At 49.4% G+C, this 17114-nt stretch carries 17 protein-coding genes and 1 pseudogene; 10 read left to right on the top strand and 8 right to left on the bottom strand.

Translation table 11 applies throughout. The annotated features are described in order from the left end of the window. Nucleotides 1–100: 100 nt before the first annotated feature. Entirely contained in the window at nucleotides 101–463 is a 363-nt protein-coding gene (locus BACCOPRO_RS06040) for a CGGC domain-containing protein (RefSeq protein WP_008141889.1), read from the bottom strand. A 145-nt stretch (nucleotides 464–608) separates the two neighbouring features. Between BACCOPRO_RS06040 and BACCOPRO_RS06045 the strand changes: the two genes are divergently transcribed. After that, the gene (locus BACCOPRO_RS06045; RefSeq protein WP_050765296.1) at nucleotides 609–1526 is read left to right on the top strand and encodes a helix-turn-helix domain-containing protein; all 918 of its coding nucleotides are present in this window, start codon (nucleotides 609–611) and stop codon (nucleotides 1524–1526) included. Between the two features lie 9 nt (nucleotides 1527–1535). On the opposite strand, the gene BACCOPRO_RS06050 is transcribed toward BACCOPRO_RS06045, so the two are convergent. Then, entirely contained in the window at nucleotides 1536–1985 is a 450-nt protein-coding gene (locus tag BACCOPRO_RS06050) for a cupin domain-containing protein (RefSeq protein ID WP_008141894.1), read from the bottom strand. Nucleotides 1986–2088: 103 nt separating this feature from the next. After that, nucleotides 2089–2865, bottom strand: coding sequence for an MBL fold metallo-hydrolase (locus BACCOPRO_RS06055; protein WP_008141895.1), 777 nt, complete (start codon nucleotides 2863–2865; stop codon nucleotides 2089–2091). Between the two features lie 603 nt (nucleotides 2866–3468). Between BACCOPRO_RS06055 and BACCOPRO_RS06060 the strand changes: the two genes are divergently transcribed. The 9 genes from BACCOPRO_RS06060 to BACCOPRO_RS06095 all read left to right on the top strand — a co-directional run bounded on the left by BACCOPRO_RS06060 (nucleotide 3469) and on the right by BACCOPRO_RS06095 (nucleotide 9313). Then, the gene (locus tag BACCOPRO_RS06060; protein WP_008141901.1) at nucleotides 3469–4371 is read left to right on the top strand and encodes an SIR2 family NAD-dependent protein deacylase; all 903 of its coding nucleotides are present in this window, start codon (nucleotides 3469–3471) and stop codon (nucleotides 4369–4371) included. A 1-nt stretch (nucleotide 4372) separates the two neighbouring features. Further along, nucleotides 4373–5056: an SIR2 family NAD-dependent protein deacylase gene (locus BACCOPRO_RS06065; RefSeq protein WP_008141903.1), complete on the top strand. Its 684-nt coding sequence runs from the start codon at nucleotides 4373–4375 to the stop codon at nucleotides 5054–5056. After that, nucleotides 5053–5400 carry a hypothetical protein gene (locus BACCOPRO_RS17175; RefSeq protein WP_008141906.1) on the top strand — a complete coding sequence of 116 codons (348 nt, stop codon included), beginning with the start codon at nucleotides 5053–5055 and terminating at the stop codon, nucleotides 5398–5400. Before BACCOPRO_RS06065 ends, BACCOPRO_RS17175 begins: the two co-directional genes overlap by 4 nt. After that, nucleotides 5397–5621, top strand: coding sequence for a hypothetical protein (locus tag BACCOPRO_RS17180; protein ID WP_008141908.1), 225 nt, complete (start codon nucleotides 5397–5399; stop codon nucleotides 5619–5621). The genes BACCOPRO_RS17175 and BACCOPRO_RS17180 overlap by 4 nt, the downstream gene beginning before the upstream one ends. Before the next feature lie 15 nt (nucleotides 5622–5636). Beyond that, nucleotides 5637–6191 carry an isochorismatase family protein gene (locus BACCOPRO_RS06075; protein WP_008141910.1) on the top strand — a complete coding sequence of 185 codons (555 nt, stop codon included), beginning with the start codon at nucleotides 5637–5639 and terminating at the stop codon, nucleotides 6189–6191. Next, the gene (gene pncB, locus BACCOPRO_RS06080; RefSeq protein ID WP_008141912.1) at nucleotides 6188–7390 is read left to right on the top strand and encodes a nicotinate phosphoribosyltransferase; all 1203 of its coding nucleotides are present in this window, start codon (nucleotides 6188–6190) and stop codon (nucleotides 7388–7390) included. The genes BACCOPRO_RS06075 and pncB overlap by 4 nt, the downstream gene beginning before the upstream one ends. 2 nt (nucleotides 7391–7392) lie before the next feature. After that, a complete protein-coding gene (locus tag BACCOPRO_RS06085; RefSeq protein WP_118400804.1) occupies nucleotides 7393–8226 on the top strand; it encodes a Fic family protein in 834 nt (277 codons plus the stop codon). 491 nt (nucleotides 8227–8717) lie between these two features. Beyond that, nucleotides 8718–9014 (top strand): helix-turn-helix domain-containing protein, encoded by a 297-nt coding sequence (locus BACCOPRO_RS06090; protein ID WP_008141916.1) that lies wholly within the window; start codon nucleotides 8718–8720, stop codon nucleotides 9012–9014. Then, complete coding sequence (locus BACCOPRO_RS06095) at nucleotides 9011–9313, top strand: helix-turn-helix domain-containing protein (protein WP_008141917.1); 303 nt, start codon at nucleotides 9011–9013, stop codon at nucleotides 9311–9313. The genes BACCOPRO_RS06090 and BACCOPRO_RS06095 overlap by 4 nt, the downstream gene beginning before the upstream one ends. A 73-nt stretch (nucleotides 9314–9386) precedes the next feature. Here BACCOPRO_RS06095 and BACCOPRO_RS06100 read toward each other — a convergent pair whose 3' ends face one another. The 5 genes and pseudogenes from BACCOPRO_RS06100 to BACCOPRO_RS06120 form a co-directional block, all read right to left on the bottom strand. Further along, nucleotides 9387–9770 (bottom strand): virulence RhuM family protein, encoded by a 384-nt coding sequence (locus BACCOPRO_RS06100; RefSeq protein ID WP_008141920.1) that lies wholly within the window; start codon nucleotides 9768–9770, stop codon nucleotides 9387–9389. Between the two features lie 8 nt (nucleotides 9771–9778). Continuing rightward, nucleotides 9779–11029 carry a site-specific integrase gene (locus tag BACCOPRO_RS06105; RefSeq protein WP_008141922.1) on the bottom strand — a complete coding sequence of 417 codons (1251 nt, stop codon included), beginning with the start codon at nucleotides 11027–11029 and terminating at the stop codon, nucleotides 9779–9781. A 111-nt stretch (nucleotides 11030–11140) separates the two neighbouring features. Further along, a pseudogene (locus BACCOPRO_RS06110) lies at nucleotides 11141–12805 on the bottom strand (TonB-dependent receptor); the annotation flags it as partial. Between the two features lie 166 nt (nucleotides 12806–12971). After that, nucleotides 12972–14315 carry an MATE family efflux transporter gene (locus BACCOPRO_RS06115; protein ID WP_008141927.1) on the bottom strand — a complete coding sequence of 448 codons (1344 nt, stop codon included), beginning with the start codon at nucleotides 14313–14315 and terminating at the stop codon, nucleotides 12972–12974. 354 nt (nucleotides 14316–14669) lie between these two features. Next, nucleotides 14670–17000, bottom strand: a complete 2331-nt coding sequence (locus BACCOPRO_RS06120; protein WP_040311278.1) for a GH92 family glycosyl hydrolase — start codon at nucleotides 16998–17000, stop codon at nucleotides 14670–14672. Nucleotides 17001–17114 lie beyond the last annotated feature (114 nt).

The following is a 17114-nucleotide window of genomic DNA, read 5'->3' on the forward strand; positions in this document are numbered from 1 at the left end:
TCGCACGATAAATTCAAAACAGCTTCTAAGTAAATCCGAATATTTCATATATGCTTATTTTAATTTAAGTAAGCTCATAGGTAATCTTGAATGCAGTCAATCATTCTTGCGCATTCGTCCTTGCAGGTGCGTCATGCGTATAATCCAATACGCGTATATTTTCAGGCAAGTTTGTTTCCAACAAGGTTTTCATCCTTTTATGGAACGGACATGGATAACCGATAGGAGTACCTTTCTGTATACATGAAGCAAAGGCGATTGTGTCGGCGCCTCGTTCTACGAGCATCTTTGCACGTAATATGGATTTTTTACCCGGACATCCGCCGCAAGTAGTAAATCCGATTATTTCAATTTCTTCGTTACTGCCTTCAAAAACGCCTTTGCGTTTCTTCACGGCTTTGAAACACCCGTTTCCCGGACAGAAGTCTTCGGTCTGTTGGCATCTGATAATTCCTAATCTCATGTTTTTATCTCCAAATTTATAAACAGTTAATATACAATACCCTTGCAACTGAGTTGCAAAGACGTTTTTTCAAAATCCTTTTTTCTCCCTTATTGTCTTTTATCTGCAAGGAGAACGTTATCTTTGTTCCCTAAATACCATTTTTATGAATCATAAAGAAACTTACGGCATATTCCCCGACAAAACCACGGAGCGTATTTCCCTGCTGAAATACTCCAAAAGCTCGTGTGGCGTGGACTTCCTGCTGAACACGGCGGAAAGCACGGAAAAGCGCGGCTGGTTCGATACGGACAAACGGTACAAGACCGACTTTTTCGAGTTCTATTTCTTCCACAAAGCGGAAGGGCACCTGTTTCTGGCAGGCGAGAGGATAGAACTGCATCCCGGCACGGTGCTCATCATTTCGCCTTTTCAGCTTCAGGAGTGGCACGTGGACTTGGACAAGCTGAACTACACGTTCCTCGTCTTTCAGGAAGAGTTTGTAAACAACTTCCTTTCCGACAAGTATTTCATGTACCGCCTGCTTTATTGCTACCAGCATGATTATCCTCCGTATTTCAGCATGGACGGAAAGGATGCCGCGCCTTTGCTCGACCTGCTCCGTAGGATGAAGAAAGAACTGCACGCTCCCGTTGCCGATAGCTACCACATGATTGTCGCCTACCTCTACCAATTCCTGCTGTTGCTTAACCGCCATTATGCACAGCTGTTCAACCTGCCTTTCACATTGCCCTTGAACAATTATGCGTACCAGTACAAGCAACTGCTGGAAAAGAATATCTGCACTACAAACCGCGTGGCGGACTATGCCACGATGATGGGCATCAGTCGCGTATCGCTCAACAAGGCGGTGATGCGCGAATTCGGTTTATCCGCCGTGCATCTGCTGAAGCAACGTCTGTTACAGGAGGTAAAAAATGACCTGCTGTTTTCCGGTCTGTCGGTCAAGGAGATTGCCTTCCGGCTACACTTCTCCGAACCAAACCACCTGATGCGTTTTTTCAAGCAGATGACGGGGCAGACTATCAGCGGGTTCCTGTCAGAAATGGAGCAAGGCAACTGATTGCTCTTTTCACCACTTCACCGGCTCATTCAAAATCACGCCATCAGTGGCGTCTTCTGCCGTGAACGTGCCGCCCCGATACTGCACACAGAGCATCACGAGAGGAGTTGTCCCGTTGTTGCGCACGCTGCGCTTTCCGTCGGGAGACACACGTACCACGCTGCCTTCTTCAACAGGGAACACTTGTCCGTCCACTTGGAACTCGCCTTTTCCCGAAAGGAAAAAATAAAGTTCCTCGTGGTTCTTGTGGGTGTGGAGGAATCCTGTTTCTGTTCCCGGCTGAAACATTTGGAACGAGAATTCGCTGCCTGTTGCCTGAAGTGCGGCTCCTCCGAACACCTTACCCGGAATCTTTACTTCAGGGGACAATTCCAATACATAGTCACCCAGTTCACTCAGTTTGCCAACGCTTATAGCGCTGAAATTTTCGGCTGTCGCCATTTTCTTAATCTCTTTCATTTTAAATTCTTTTAAATGTTCATTAAAGTTTATGCAAAAGAATATGATTATCAGTGTCTTGAAATGTTATTCGATATAATGCTGATTATTTTTAATCCTTCATTCATAAATCTACTGTTTCTCCGTCCTCAGGGATAATCAGGCGGTTCATGTCAATCTTGCGATGTCTCGCCTCGTTACGCAGGATTTCACGAGTGGTCTGACAATGGTCAATGGCATCCATGTGCACAGCTATTAGTTTGACATTAGTTGGCAATTCGTCCAGCATCCGCATCACTTCGTCCTCGTCGGGGATGATAGAGCCGTCCACTTTGGAAAACTCAGGGAATATCGCCCCTCCGCTGTTTACTACGATATAATCAGGTTTGAATCTTTCCACGGTTTCTGCGATGCACTTTTCCCACTTGCAGTCTCCCATAATATATATGGTAGGGCAATCTTCCGCCGTCAATACATATCCAGACACGGCACCCATCATTTCACCGATTTTGCCGAATCCATGATGTCCGCTTACACGGTGAATGGTCATATTTCCCGATACCGTCATGTCTTCAATAGGCTTCACCTGCGTAAAGCCGTCCTGTTCTACCGTTTCCTTATCTTGCGGTTGCGTGTAATAGGGAATGTCTTTCGGCAAATGTTCTTTTACTGTCGCGTCATAATGGTCAGGATGTATATGTGTCTGCAACACCATATCCACCCCCTCCGTTATTTCATCAATGGGCATAGTCAGATGTACCCTTGGACTTTTATTCACGCCGAGTGCGGACTGTATTGTGCCCTTATCGGCAAAAAACGGGTCTATGAGGACGGTATGTCCTGCATAACGGATTTTCAACGTGGCGTTGCGCACCAACCTTACAGATGTTTCTTTCTCCATAATGCTACTTTCTTTATAAATGATTATGGTGCAAAGTTCGGCAGATTAAATGAGCCGTGCTCTACCAAAAGACAACGAATAAGTACCATTTTGATAAAGTCTGCCTGTTCCCAAGCAATGCAGGCATCATTTTTACGCTGTCTGCCTATGTTCCGTCTTGGGCGGCGTACCCGTAAACCTCCGATGATGCCAATCCGGCAGGATTCGCTCCGTTCGAGGTTCGGACAGCACTTATCCGCGCCGATTGGCATTGAAAAGACCTCCGACAGTACCAATCCGGTAGGATTTGCCCCGTCCGAGACTCGGATAACACCAATCCGTCAGGATTAGTACTATCGGAGCTTCGGATAAATGAAATCCGTCCCGATTATCATTTTCGTTGTCCTGTCTCGCCCCGGATGTGAGGGTATCTCATGTCCGGGATGAGGTGGCCTCAAGTCCGGGGTGAGGCTACCTCAACTCCGACCTTTGGTCAGAAAGCCTCCGGACGGATTATTGTCGAAACACGCTTATCAAAATGGTAGTATGCGGCAAAAGTTTGGTAGCTTCCGTTCCGCCCGTTCCCCCTACCTTTGCAGTCGGAATCATTAAAACAATATCTGTATGGTTGCACAAGAGAAAATAGATTTATTAAGAAAGAAAATTGACGAGGCAGATGCCATTGTCGTGGGCGGCGCGTCGGGGATGTCCGCCGCATCGGGTTTCAAGTTTTATTATCAATGCGACGATGTATTTCGCAGGATTGCCGGTTCATTGGAACAGAAATACGGTTTCCATAACTTCTTTGACGGGCTTTATGACCGCCAGCACACACGGGGCGAGCATTGGGCCATGCTCCTGCGCGTGGCAAAATATATTTACGAGTGTGAAACCGGAGGTACCTATAAAGACCTTGCCGAACTGTTGCGGGGCAAGAACTATTACATTGCCACGACCAATCAGGACGCACAGTTTTTCCGTGTCTTTCCGGCAGAGCGCATCACGCGCATACAGGGCGACTGGCGGTATTGGCAATGCAAACGTCCGTGCCATGACGAAATCTATTACAACAAGGAGCAGGTATTCCGGCTTTGCGAGGCGATAGAGGATGATGCCTTGCCCGATGAGCTTATACCGCGCTGTCCGCATTGTGGCGGCGTGATGGACGCATGGGTCAGGTCGCATACCTTTTTGCAGGGTGAATACTACGAGAAAGAAATGCAGAGGTATATGGATTTCCTTCGCCGTAATGCCAACCGCAAGACGCTTTTCCTTGAATTGGGTGTCGGACTTATGACTCCGATGTTTATTAAGGAACCGTTCATGAACATGGTCTATCAATGGCCACATGCGTTTTATGCCACGCTGAATCCGCAGCACGCCCTCGTGCCAAAAGAGATTGCAAAGAAAAGCCTCGCCATCAGCGATGACATTGCCATTACTTTGAAGCAATTGCTCGGCAAGTCCACCGCCGGGATGAAAGAATTTAATGTAAAGGAAGCGTTTAACCCTGCAAGAGTTTATTGATATGACACCTATACAGAAAGCAGCAGAAACCATTGCCTGTGCCGATGCCCTGCTGATAGGGGCAAGCAACGGGCTGTCCATATCCGAAGGCTACCACATCTTTGCCGATAACGAAATGTTCCGCCGACAGTTCGGTGACTTCCAGCAGAAGTACGGCATACGCAATGTCATCGAAGGATGTTTTTATCACTATCCGACCATGAATGACCGACAGGAGTTCCTCGACCGTCTGATGCGGTATTGGGTAAAAGACTACCGCCCGTCACAGGTGATGAAAGACCTGCGCTCTATCGTCAGCGGCAAGGATTACTTCATCCTGACCTCCAACGCCGACACGCATCTGGAACTGTCCGGCTTCGATGCGGAACGGATATTTGAGATAGAAGGCACTTTTGAGAACATCGTCATGAACATCCCCGTTCAAGACAAGAGCCGGGTAGCAAACGCATTCCTCGACCGTTATCACGGCAAACGGCTCGTGATATTAGAACTGGGTATCGGCAAACGGAACCGCATGATAAAACTTCCGCTTATGCAGTTAGCAGCCGACGAGCCTCACGCCACCTATATCACGCTGAACCTTGCCCTCGAACTGTACATTCCGGATGCCATTGCCCACAAGTCGATTGGTTTGGAAGGCGACATTGCGGTGACACTTGGGGAGTTGAAAAGACTGTTGCCATGAGAACGCCACAATACATTGTCGAGACATTGCCGGAGCAGGTGAAAAATGATTTCCTGTATTGGACTGAATACATGGAAAACAATCTGGTTTTCCACCTGCCCGATTCGGAATGGCATACCAAAGGGCACTGCGAACGTGTATTGCTTTACGCCCTGCTGATTGGGGTACAAGTATCCGGCTGCGGAAGGGACGAGTTGCGCGCATTGGCACATGCCTCCATATTCCACGACACGTGCCGTCAGGACGATTTCCTTGATGTGGAACATGGGGCACGTGCGGCATCCTATTACATGAAATATTGTGAACAGAACAAAGACCTCGTGTTCCTCGAACCGGCATTATGAAGTATCATGACCGGGATGATAAGGTAGGCATGGAAGCCATTGGCAATGCCTGTCCGGAAGATAAGGAACAGGCTATCCGCCTATATGGAATCTTCAAGGATGCCGATGCGCTCGACCGTTTCCGGCTGGGAGCAAACGGATTGGACACACGCTTCCTGCGAAACTCGGAAGCGATGCTGTTGGTTGATTTTGCAAGAGATTTGGTAAGACAAACCGTTTAGATTCAGCAAAGAAAGATGAAACGCTTGCTATTGATTATAGACCCTCAAATTGACTTCATAAACGGCACGCTTCCGGTTCCGGAGGCGATTCCGAAAATGGAAAGATTGGCTGCATATATCAAACGGACAGACGGGGAATATGCGGCAAAAGCAATTACACTGGATTGGCATCCGTACAATCATTGCTCATTTAGGGAGAATGGTGGGGAGTGGCCGATGCATTGCGTACAGAATACAACAGGCGCGGCAATCTGTCCGGCATTGGTGGAACCGCTTTATACGACACACGGTGAAGTGACGGTTCTGAGGAAAGGTGTCCGTCAGGATTCGGAAGAATACTCCATCTTCAGAAACGAGGCATCGTCCGTACATTTGGATAACCTGATAAATGGCTTGCATATTGACCGGATAGACTTGTGCGGAATAGCCGGGGATGTATGCGTGCTTGACACGCTGAAAGACGGCATCAAGAGGTATGGAACATCCATGTTCCACGTCTTGCAGGAATTCTGTCCGTCTTTGGACGGGGGAAAGGCTTTGGACATGACCATTAAAAAACTGTTGCCATGAAACAAATCATCAGACATTTTACGGATGACGACCTGTACAAGTTTACCATGTGTTGTGCCGTCATCGACAACTTCCCACGGGCGCAGGTCAAATACACATTTACCGACAGGGATAATACAGCATACCCCGTCGGCTTTGCCCAAGCATTGGAAGAACAGATAATGATGCTGGAATCTGTAACCATTACCGACGAGGAGATAGATTTCATGAGACGCAAGTGCAGGTATATCCCGGCATGGTTTTACACCTATCTTAAAGGATACCGTTTCAACCATGAATGGGTCAAGGTACATCAAGACGAGGACGGGCATTTGTATGTGGATATTGAAGGCTGTTGGTCAAACACCATCTTGCTGGAAGTAAAACTCCTTGCCATTATCTCAGAACTTTATTACACCATGACCGGGGAGGATAGCCGCTTTGATTATCAAGCCTATTATGACAAATCTTACGAGAAAGGGAGGCGGTTGTTGGAGGCAGGGTGTGTGTTCAGTGATTTCGGTACACGGCGCAGGGCCTCTTTTGAAGCGGAGGATGTCGCTGTACGTGCAATGAAAGCGTGCAGCCATGACAATAATTGGCCGGGAAAGTTTGTTGGGACCAGCAATGTTTATCTGGCGATGAAGCATGATTTGTTGCCTGTCGGCACGATGGCTCACGAATTTGTATGCGCCATCGGTGGAATGTACGGCCCGCAAATGGCAAACCACATTGCCATGAACTCTTGGCGGAACACTTTCCGTGGAGCGTTGGGCACTTATCTGTATGACAGTTTCGGTTGGGATATTTTCAGCATGAACTTCTCCGAGGATTTTGCCAACCTGTTCAAAGGATTGCGGATAGACAGCGGTGACAATTATGAGCAACTGATGAAAATCGTTGGGAAATACCGTTCGTTGGGCATTGACTCCAAGACAAAACAAGTCGTATTCAGCAATGCGCTTGACGTTTCAAGCGCAATCCAAATCCAGCAATATGCCAAAAATTACTGTTTGCCCTCATTCGGGATAGGCACTCATTTCACCAATGAGTTTGTTGGGGTTAAGCCCCTCAATATCGTCATAAAACTGATTGCCGCGAAGATTACGGAATCATGGGCTTTCTACAATGACACCTGCAAAATAAGTGAAGACAAGGGCAAGCATACGGGAAACCCCGAAGTAGTAAAACGATTCATGGAAGCCTTACATATAAAATGATTATGGGAACTTATCGTAAACACCTTTCGGGAGATATGGCTTTCAGGTCATTTGTCCCGACACCGCTTTCAGAAATACGCATAGTCCATACCGAAAGGCTGGACAAGCTGATAATGGAAGTAGAGGATGCCATGCGCAGGTTGAACGCTTATGCAGTACAACTGTCCGATGAACAAGTCCTGCAATTCATGAGGCAGGAGGCTGAATCATCCTGCAAATTGGCATCGGGTGGGCAGTCTGTTTCATTTGCATTGGGTGCGGATACGGATGATGAATCAATGGAGGATGCGGAGAATCTTCTTAAAGCCACCCTTTATGCCCTTGAAGCGATGGATGAACTGCCGTTAAGTGCCCGACTATTGAAAAATATCCATTATCTGATGTGCGACAGCGAAAGATATGCCAAGAAATATCCGGGCGAGTTCCGCAATTCTCCCGTCTGGATAGGCAGGAAAGGAAGCGGACTGAATGATGCGCTGTTTGTTCCTCCTGTCTATGAAGATATGGCCAATGCCTTTTCCGACCTTGAGCGCTATATTCATTATGAAGAATTGGAGAATGTATTTGTCCGTGCAGCCTTGATACATTACCAATTCGAGATGATACATCCGTTTATTGATGGAAACGGCAGAGTCGGGCGGTTGTTGAACACGCTCTTTTTAATCAGTCAGGATGCAGTTAGAAAGCCCATCTTACAGTTGTCAGATGTGCTAAATCAACATAGTTTTCAATATTACATGGAACTGCAACGGTTGAATGAAACGGGGAATTATGAACAATGGATAGATTTCTTTCTTCGTATTTTGAAAAATGCAATTCCAAGAGTTGTCAGATAGGATTATTTGTTTTGTATCTTTGACAATATTAATGCTTCTTATAAAGTCAACGGGATGATACGCCTCCCTCACTTCCCAAAGTATGGGGAGCAAGCCGTTTCGGTACGTCCGAAACACAAACCTGCTCCCATAAAAACTTTGCCCCAATGGATACTCCTGTTTCTTTAAGTCAATCGTATGTCATAAAATAAAGTCATACTTCATTCTACATCAAGCTCAGGTTTATTAGCAGGCTTATTTGAACCTGACGAACGCCACAGGCTACCACACCGATGCCAAATGCTGCCACGCAGGTGCGAAGTGGTTGGATTGTGCCGGACTTCGCTTTTCTTTGCATCACGGACGCTTGGAACAGCCGTCACGGGTTCGGCGGATAACGCCACTCCCTGCCACAAGCTGCCACGATTGTGCCAACCCATCGTTTGATGCGCAATGCCCATTTACTTTGCGTCCAAAACCGAGTATCAACAGTAAAAAAAACAGTATCGACAATGGAAGTATTGATTTTTCAGAAAGAAGCGTTTGAGGAAATGGCGGCAAAGTTCAGCCGTTTCTCAGACCGTGTGAACGAACTCCTTGCCAAGCAAGGCGGCAAGTCATTAAACCGCTGGATGGACAACCAAGAGGTCTGCCAACAGTTGAACATCAGTCCGCGCACTTTGCAGACGCTGCGTGACAACGGCACGCTGGCTTATTCGCAGATAAACCACAAGGTGTTTTACCGACCGGAGGATGTATTGCGCATCGTCAAGCCTGTGGAGAACAAACCTAAATCTGCAATGGCATGAGTGAAATGATTACCAAGAACCATGCGCTTGTCGCCGAGTTCGGCGACAGCCTTGACCGTCTGCTGGACGGTATCGAGAACTTTATGGCAAACAGCCGTCCGACATTGGGCGGTGAACGCTTCCTGACGGACAAGGAGGTGTCGGCACGGCTGAAAGTGAGCCGACGCACCTTGCAGGACTACCGCAACAACGGCATAATCGCCTATTACCAGTTGGGCGGCAAGATTCTATACAAGGAATCGGACATCGAACGGATGCTTGCCGCCAATTATAGGGAAGCGTTCAGACGGCATCCATAATTTGAACAAAGGGAATACGACCAGACGGCATCAGGTCGTATTCCTTACCTTGTCTGGTCGTATATCCTTCGTATCAACAACTTGGGGCTTTTCGTATATATGCCGCTGGCGAAAAGAACAAATATAACGGTTCTTTCCGATTGGCGGCATATAGTTTCCCCATGATGAACCGCCGGAAAGCCACGCTCTCCCTACTTCTCAACTTGAAGGAAACGGCTATCACCATTTCAAGACTGTAAACATCGTATTTTATCCCGTTGTCCTGTTTGATGTACCGCTTCGTTTCGCTTTCCAACAATTCCATGTTTTTGTAGATAAAGTGTATAGCCTTGCGGATGTCGCAGCCGAACACGTTGAACGCATCGGACATTTCCTGCTGCGTCATCCAAACGGGAGCGGTCGGCATGGCAACCGCCCCGTTTTCTGTGATTGTGATTATTCCCCGTTCCATTGTCATGCCTCATATTATTTATTATCAATGTTTGTTTCTTTTGGCAGTTCTTGTCTTTTGTACCATTTGCCCGTTCCGTACATCATTCTGATCGCCATCAGGTTGTCCATGTCCTTTGAAATCTTCTTGTCAGTAACCTCCGCGTACCGCTGGGTAGTCCTTATACCTGAGTGACCCATCATCTTGGCAATGCTCTCGATGGGTATTCCCTCCGAAATCAAGAAAGTTCCGAACGAATGGCGGCTTTGATGGTAGGACAAGTTTTCTTTCCGTCCTATCGCCACACCCAACTCGTGTATCTCGAACCACATCTCGTCACGGCTCGGAAGCGGAAACACGGGCTTCGTGTCGTCGGTCGTGTTGTAGAGGTCGAGTATCTGCTCCGCTATCGGATGCAGGGGGATGAACGCCTCCACGTTGGTCTTCTTGCGGTTGATGCGGATGTAACGCCTGCCGTCCGCCGTCGTGCCGATATGGTGCGGATGGAGCAGCATGATGTCCACATATGTCAACCCCGTGAACGTTGAAAACAAAAATGCCCTGCGCCCAAGTTCCTGCAACGGGTCGAGCATGGGCGTTTCAAGGATGGCTTTCAGTTCCGCACGGCTGATATGCATGTGCTTCAGCGCGGGCTTCTTCTCGTATTCCATGTCCTCCAACGGGTTGGCACGGAGTATCTCGTAGTCCACGGCGAGGTACACCAGCTTGCTCAGCCAGCACAGGCACTTGTTGATTTGTTGTGCGCTGAAATTCTTGTTGCGCTTCATGAAAGCCTTGTAGGAACTGCCGAAATCTTCCGTGATGTCGCTGAACTCGATGTCCTCCTTGCCCAACGATGTGAGATAGTCTTTCAGGTATTTCTGGTAATATCCCGAATGGCGGTAGGTGGACGTGGAGTTTATCTCCTTTGAACGGGCAAGCAGCCGTTCACGCTCCCTTTCGCCCATCTGCAACAGCTTGGTGGGGATGACGGCTTTCCTTGCCAGCGCATTTTTGAGCAGTTCGGCACTCACCACGTTCTGTTTCTTCAACGAATCCTCATAGGTAAGTTCAACGGACTTCTTGAACTCCTGCAAGCGGCTGTTCTCGCGGACGGTGCGAATGGTTCCCTTGCTGCTGTTCCAGTCCTCCGGTCTGCAATAGATGCCGGTGATTATCGTGGAACTCTTGCCGTCTATGGTGATGCGGCAGAGGGCGGCGGTCGTGCCGTCAGCCTTTACTTTGTTACGGTTGATGTACGGTAATATGGAAAATGTACTGCGCATAATGAAATTCTGATTTTAATTGGTTACAAAACAAGTTTCAAGTCTTTGGTCGCCTCGATGTATCTGTCCATGTCCTCAAACAGCTTTTTCGGAGTGACACGGGCATAGACTTGGGTCGTGGTTATATCGGAGTCCGGCGATATATTGCATACCGGTTGACAGGCTCCATCGGCCATGTGAGAAATTGGTTCCGGCATACAGCTTGTGTCCGGGAGCTGCAACGACGGGGTCCTTCATGTGGAGGTAGCTGTAGTTTCCGTCCACAGACCAGTGGCGGTTGATCCGGAAAGCCGCCTGCACTTCAATACCGGTATTTTCTATTTCTCCGGAGTTCTGGTTCAGCATACCGCTTCCGTTGGGATTGGGGAGAGTGAGAATCAGATTCTTTCCGTCAATGTAAAACAGGTTGATACCGTAATTCAGCCGTCCGTTCAGCAGCCGTTGTGAGAAAGCCAGTTCGTAATTCCACATAGATTCAGGCTGAAGATCCGGATTCTGGGGAGGGAACATATACATTTCCCGAAGGATGGGATAGCGGAATCCTTTTGAGGCAGAAGCTTTCAGTTCCATGGTATGAGGCAGATGAAAAGCGAGTCCGGCCTGAGATACCCATTCTGTTCCTATGCGGGAATGATGATCCACCCGGAGTCCCGCATTCAAGGTGAGCCAGGTGTTGAAGTCCTGACGGAAGTCAATATACCCGGCCAGTTCGTCTTCGTGTTTGTCTACCAGCTCGGAAGTCGTCCCTGCCTGACTGCCACTGACATATTCGTTCCATGCATGGCCTCCGTAACGGAACCAGTCGAATCCCAGAGTAATGCGGTTCCCTTGAAAGAAACGGGTGCTCTGGTAAAGTGAGATACCCCTCATGTTGTCGTGTGACAGGAAGCGGCTGTCCTGAGGGCTTTCGCCGGCAGAGGGAGTATAACCGTCATTGATCCAGTGGTTCCCCCAGTTGTAGAAAATACTCAGTGCTCCGGAAGTCTTTTCATACCGGTTTTCCAGGGCCAGTGAAGTCATACCCCGCGTGATGCGCTGGTCACCGTCTGTGAGAGGCGCACTGACCGGACCGGGATAAGATGCATTGAAATGCGTTACGTTTACATCTCCCTGCAGATTTCAGTTGCGGCTGATTTCATAACCGAGTTTGGCATAACCTCCATATTGTTCAAAACCCATATCCGGGCGATGTCCGTCGGTGCGGTTGTAGGAACCGGAGAGGACACTCGAAAAGCCTCCTTTGCGGATACGGTTAGTCAGTTCCGTTTCCAGGGTGTTGTAGGAACCATATCCCGTATGGAGGCTGGTGTTGAATCCGTCCTCCTGCATCTTGCGGGTAACGATATTCACCACGCCACCCATGGCGTTTGATCCGTAAAGCACAGAAGCCGGTCCTCTCAGTACTTCCACCCGTTCGGCCAGGAACGACTGGTAGGCATCGGCGATCGGATGGCCGAAGATGCCGGCATATTGCGGATGTCCGTCGATCATGACCATCAGCCGGGCAGAACTTCCGCTCAGTCCGCGGAGCGAGATACTGCCTGCTGCCCCGTTGGACACACCGTAACCCATGATGCCCCGCGATGTAACGAAGAGACCGGGGATCTGTTCGGTGAGAACAGGGAGAAGCGAAGATTGCCGGGAATTTTCTATTTGAGCGCGTCCGACAATAGAGACAGTTTGTGAGAGATGGCGTACATCTGTTTTCTGACGGGCACCGGTTACAACCACTTCGTCGATCTGGTAGGAAGTTTCTGTTGAAAGTGTGTCATGCAGTTGTTTCTGGCTCCTTCCCGGCTGGCAGGCAAGGGCAATCAGAGCAAGTATAGATTCCTTTCATTGGGATAGTCTGATGGATAATTTCTTTTGTGTTTCGTGATATTTTAAACAATTGCGGCGCAAAGATATGGATTAGTTTTTAAAGTACAGAGTCTCCTTTATATTAGCGGGAAGAGAAAGATATTTTCCGCTTCCACCGGGGCAGATACCAGAGACAGATGAAGAGTGATACCAGTGTGGAGAGCGGGGGAGCATATCCCATCCAGACCAGCGTGGTCGGGTCAATGTGACTGAAGGCCCACGAAAGAGGGATGCGGAACAACAGGGTGGCGATGAGGCTGTGTACCATGGGAAACCAGGAGTTTCCCTGTCCGCTGAAATAGGAATTGAAGCAGAACACGAAACTCACCATAATGCAGTCGATGCTGTATCCCCGCAGGTATCCGGCTCCCATCGTGATGACAGCGGGATCACTTGTAAAGATGCGCAGCAGGGTGTCGGGAAGAAACTGGGAATAGAGGCACATTGATACGCCGAAGACCAGTGCCATGCCGATCCCTGCCTTGAGGCAGCGGTTCATGCGTTCTGTCAGTCCGGCACCGAAGTTTTGTGCAGTCATGGCTGCCACGGCGGACGAGATGGCCACGGGAGGCAGCATGGCAAAGATGATGATTTTTTCAACCACACCGAGGGCTGCTGACGCAATGACCCCCATCTGATTGACGATGACCGTGATAAGCAGAAAGGAGATATTGATCAGAGCGTCTTGCAGGGCAATGGGAGCTCCCAGCAGAACGATGCGTCGGGACAGAAGACCATTCAGCCGGATATCCTGTCGGGTGAAACGGAAGCTGAACCCGCGGCGGCGCAGGAATATCAGAGCGGTCAGGAAACTGATGCCTTGTGAGGCGATGGTGGCAAAGGCTGCTCCCGCTGCCCGTAAATGAAAACCTCCGACCAGCAGGAAGTCGAGTGTGATATTTATGGCACAGGCCAGAGCTACAAAATAGAGCGGTGTGCGCGAGTCTCCCAGCCCGCGCAGGATTCCGCAAATGACATTGTAACCGATAATGAACGGAATCCCCAGCGAGCAGATCAGCAGATAATGGCAGGTGTCGCGCATGGCTTCGGCAGGAGTATGCATCAGTGCGGCTATCGGATTGTGGAGCAAGGTCATGAGCAGGGTAAGAAAACCTCCCACCAGGGCAAACAGCCAGATGGAAGAACCGATGATGGACGCAGTTTCTTTGTCATTGCGTGCTCCGGTGGCGATGCCGATAAGTACCGTGATGCCTGTGGTCAGTCCCAGAATGATACCGGTGACAGTCTGCATCACCTGACTGCCGATGGCGACTCCGGCCACGCTTGCTGCGTCGTCAAACTGTCCCACTACGAAGAGGTCTGCGCCTCCGTAAAGGGCTTGCAGCATATTGGCCAGCAGATAGGGGAGGGCGAACTGAAACAGTACGCCGGGTACATTTCCCTGTGTCAAATCAAGTTTTTTCATTTTTCTGTTTGTTTTGTCTGTTTTTGATAAAAAGAAAAGCCGGATAAGGTGATTGGTTTTACCCAGTCATCTTATCCGGCCTTTTTCCGGCCCTCCGATGAGGATTACAAAACGCTAGTTCCGTTATGTCGCTGCAAAGGTAGGACGATTTTCCGGAGTTGCCAAATCTTTGCAGCGAATTGTTCATCTGCCTGTACCGAAGCAGGCAGTTCGTTGCGTCTGAATCGTGCGGTCGTTGCGGCCAGATTATGCGGTCGATTGAGGCGAATCGTGCGGTCGTTGCAGCCCAATCGTGCGGTCGATTTTTTTGCATTGACCAGTCAATGCGAAGGTATCGTGCGGTCGTTGCAGGAACTACTTCCCGTCGGTGAGCGAATAAGGTTTGTCGGCCTTCTTGAGTCCCCGTGACTTGTTGGGAGATGCGCTCATGACGAATGTAATTTCTCCACCTTTCATCAGGTCTTCCTGGGTGAGATACATCTTGTCGTAGCGCTGTCCGTTCAGATAAACTTCCTTGACATATCGTTTCTTGTCGCTGACTCCCGGCGCTTTGATCCGGAACGTCTTTCCGTTGGGAAGCTGTAATTCCTGGCTGGGCAGATAGGGCGCTCCCAGTACATACTGGTTACTTCCCGGGCAAACCGGATAGAATCCCAGCGACGTGAAGATATACCAGGCCGACATCTGTCCGCAGTCATCGTTTCCGCTCAGTCCGTTCAGGTGATTTCGATACATGCGGTTCATGATTTCCCGTACCCAATACTGTGTTTTCCAGGGCTCTGAAGTCCAGGCATACAGGTAGGGAACATGGTGGCTGGGTTCATTTCCGTGTACGTAACCGCCCAGCAGACAGTCGCGGGTAATGTCTTCGCTTTTCTCATAATACTGGGCCGGCAGATCCATGGAGAAGAGGTCGTCCAGCCGCTTGATGAACTGACGGTCGCCGCCCATCAGGGAGATCAGTCCGTTGACATCGTGCGGAGCATGGAACGAAAAGTTCCAGGAGTTTCCTTCGATAAATCCTTCTCCGTGTGTCTGGAGCGGATCAAAATTGGTCTTGAATCTTCCGTCGGCATAGCGGGGACGGGCAAATCCTGTTTCCCGGTCGAAAATATGGCGGTAGTTCAATGCGCGTTTGCGGTATGTCTCTGCAAGTTCCGTGTCTCCGCTTCTCCGTGCCATTTCATAGATGCACCAGTCGTCGTAAGCATATTCCAGCGTAGTGGATGCGGCCGTGGCTGATTCTTCCAGAGGCACATAGCCCAGTTTCTGATACGAAGCCAGTCCTTCGTAATAAGGAACCTGAGAGGTGCGTACCATGGCTTTCAGTGCTTCCTGCGGGTTGATGTCAGCTCCTTTGGCAATGGCATCCAGCACGACTGATACCGAATGATAGCCGCTCATGCACCAGTTTTCGTTGGCCATGTGGCTCCAGACCGGTAGCATGCCGTGAACGCTCTGCTGCTGATGGCGGAGCATGGACTGCACCATGTCGCGGTTTTCCTGCGGTTTCATCAGCGCCAGCAGCGGGTGTTCGGCCCGGTAGGTATCCCATAGCGAGAAGACCGTGTAGTTGGTAAATCCTTCTGCCTGATGGATGTTGTTGTCGAGTCCCCGGTACTTCCCGTCCACATCGGTATATACCGACGGATTGATCATCGTGTGATAATAGGAGGTATAGAACATGGCTTTCTGATCCTCATTGCCTTCGATCCGGATGCTTCCCAGTGCCTTGTTCCAGCTATCCCGGGCTTCCTGTGCCAGTGTCGTGAAGTCTTTTCCTCCGGTTTCTTCCTGCAGGTTCCGGAGTGCTCCTTCCGTGCTGACACCCGACAGGCCGACTTTGATCTCCAGTTCATTGCCGTCTGATGTGTCAAACTCAAAGTAGGCTACGATCTTTCGTCCGGCCATTTCCGGAAAGTTCTCGTTCAGTTTGAACCGGCGCCAGAAGCCGTTGTAAGCCACGGGTGCCTTGTCTTTATAGCCGTATTTCCGGATCGGTTTGGAAAGTGACATGGCGAAATAGATCTGATTGGTACGTGCCCATCCGTTGGTAACCCGGTAACCGGTGATCAGTGTATCGTTTTCCACGCGGATGGAAGCCCACAGGGTTTTCCCGTCGTAGTTGTAAATGCCGTGATTCAGGTCGAGGATGATTCTTCCGTCCCGGTCTTTGTTGAGATACGTGTACTTATGTATTCCTGTATGGCGTGTGGCGGTGAGCTGTACCTTTACCTGGTAATCATCCAGCACCACTTCATAATAGCCCGGTTCTGCCTTTTCTGTCTGATGGCTGAAACGGGAGCGGTAACCTTCGTCCGGGTGTGAAGCACGTCCCGGATTCAGTTTCAGTTCGCCGGTTGCAGGCATGATGAGGATGTCTCCCAGATCCGAATGTCCCGTTCCGTTGAGGTGTGTGTGACTGAATCCCACGATGGTCGGGTCGTCATACTGGTATCCTGCACAGTAGGCATATACTTCCGGAACGTATGCTCCGTTGATGTTGTGTGACAGTGTGTCCGTATCAGGGCTGAGCTGGATCATACTGAACGGCACGCAGGCGCCGGGAAATGTATGGCCCATTCCCTGTGTTCCGATGAGCGGATTGACATATTCACTTTGAGCGTGGAGAGAAAGACTCAGTAGCAGGCTGGTCAGAGAAACTCCGATTCTGAGTTTTTTCATTGTATTGTTTGAATTCTGATTGTTATACATCGGTTGATTTTATCAGGTCCAAAGATATGTCTTTTGTTTGAGACCGCCAAGGCCGGAAGCCCGTTCCGGCTTCTTTTTCCGCAC

Source organism: Phocaeicola coprophilus DSM 18228 = JCM 13818 (assembly GCF_000157915.1).
GTDB classification, from domain to species: domain Bacteria; phylum Bacteroidota; class Bacteroidia; order Bacteroidales; family Bacteroidaceae; genus Phocaeicola; species Phocaeicola coprophilus.